This window comes from Thalassotalea sp. G20_0, from assembly GCF_017744175.1.
Taxonomy (GTDB): Bacteria; Pseudomonadota; Gammaproteobacteria; order Pseudomonadales; family Endozoicomonadaceae; genus Endozoicomonas.
On the sequence record NZ_JAGHQV010000176.1, the window covers coordinates 1 to 1,796 of the forward strand.

Here is a 1,796-nt window from a genome sequence, read left to right on the forward strand (position 1 = left end):
CTGCAAAGAGGGAAATCTTGATTGGAGTTGATCGCGAAAGTCGGATTGACGTTTTGACCTGATAGTCTGGTAATGGGGGACGACCGGGCACGCTCTCCCAAGCCAACTTGCGGCCATGGCAATGATGCATTGATCCTCTTCATTATCCGGGGGTATATTTTCCAGGCGAGTAAACAGGTCATCCATGTGCTTTTCAAGCCAATTATTTTTATTGGTATTGGAGACTAAAGACAACCTGGCACAGCAAACCATCTCTCCCCAGAGAGAAATCAATAGGTCTTGCTGTGAGAGCTGAGGGTTTTCACTGATTCGGTAAACAAGCGATTCAAACATAGAGGTAACCACGTTCAGCTCAACGAACTCACCCAGTTTCGCCGTGGCCCACAGCAGATTGGCGATTTCCTGTGGTTTAAAGTTAGCTTTCTGTGTGTTCACTTGGCGCAACAGCGCGGCCACGGCCTCGTTGAACTCTGATGTCCACTCCCCGTTGTCCACCAGTTTCGCTATGGCCCGCAGCAGGTTGGCGATTTCCTGTGGTTTAAAGTTAGCATTCTCTGGGTTCACTTGTGGCAACAGCACGGCCACGGCCTCTTTGAGCTGCGGTGTCCGCTCCTGCCCGTTGTCCACCAGTTTCGCCGTGGCCCATAGCAGGTTGCTGATTTCCTGTAGTGTAAAGTTAGCTTTCTGTGCGTTCACGAAGGGCAACAGCGTGGCCACCGCCTCGTTGAACTCTGGCGTCCGCTCCTGTCCGTTGTCCATCAGTTTCGCCATGGCCCACAGCAGGTTGGCGATACCCTGTGGTTTAAAGTTTGCTTTCTGTGTGCTCACGTGGGGCAACAGCGCAGCCACCGACTCGTTGAACTCTGGTGTTTGCTTTTGCCCGTTGTCCACCAGTTTCGCCATGGCCCACAGCAGGTTGGCGATATGCTGAGGAATAAATTGGTCTTTCTGTGCGCTCACGTTGGGCAACAGCGCAGCCACGACCTCTTTGAGCTCTGGTGTTCGCTCCAGCCCGTTGTCCACCAGTTTCGCCATGGCCCACAGCAGGTTGGCGATACCCTGTGGTTTAAAGTTTGCTTTCTGTGTGCTCACGTGGGGCAACAGCGCAGCCACCGCCTCGTTGAACTCTGGTGTTTGCTTTTGCCCGTTGTCCACCAGTTTCGCCATGGCCCACAGCAGGTTGGCGATACCCTGTGGTTTAAAGTTTGCTTTCTGTGTGCTCACGTGGGGCAACAGCGCAGCCACCGACTCGTTGAACTCAGGTGTTTGCTTTTGCCCGTTGTCCACCAGTTTCGCCATGGCCCACAGCAGGTTGGCGATATGCTGAGGAATAAATTGGTCTTTCTGTACGCTCACGTGGGGCAACAGCGCAGCCACCGCCTCGTTGAACTCTGGTGTTCGCTTTTGCCCGTTGTCCACCAGTTTCGCCATGGCCCACAGCAGGTTGGCAATACCCTGTGGTTTAAAGTTTGCTTTCTGTGTGCTCACGTGGGGCAACAGCGCAGCCACCGCCTCGTTGAACTCTGGTGTTCGCTTTTGCCCGTTGTCCACCAGTTTCGCCATGGCCCACAGCAGGTTGGCGATACCCTGTGCTGTAAAGTTAGCTTGCTGTGCGCTCACGTGGGGCAACAGTGCGGCCTCGGCCCCGTTGAGCACCGGTGTTTGCTCTTGCCCGTTGTCCACCAGTTTTGCCATGGCCCACAGCAGGTTGGCGATATGCTGAGGAATAAATTGGTTTTTTTTTGCGTTCACGAGGGGCAACAGTGCGGCCAAAGCCTCTTTGAGCCCGGGTATCA

1 protein-coding gene is annotated in these 1,796 nt (G+C 54.3%); it reads right to left on the bottom strand.

Translation table 11 applies throughout. From position 1 onward, the window contains the following. Positions 1-1,796 (bottom strand): DUF1601 domain-containing protein (locus J7438_RS25320; protein WP_209278819.1); only part of this gene is annotated, 1,796 nt, incomplete at both ends.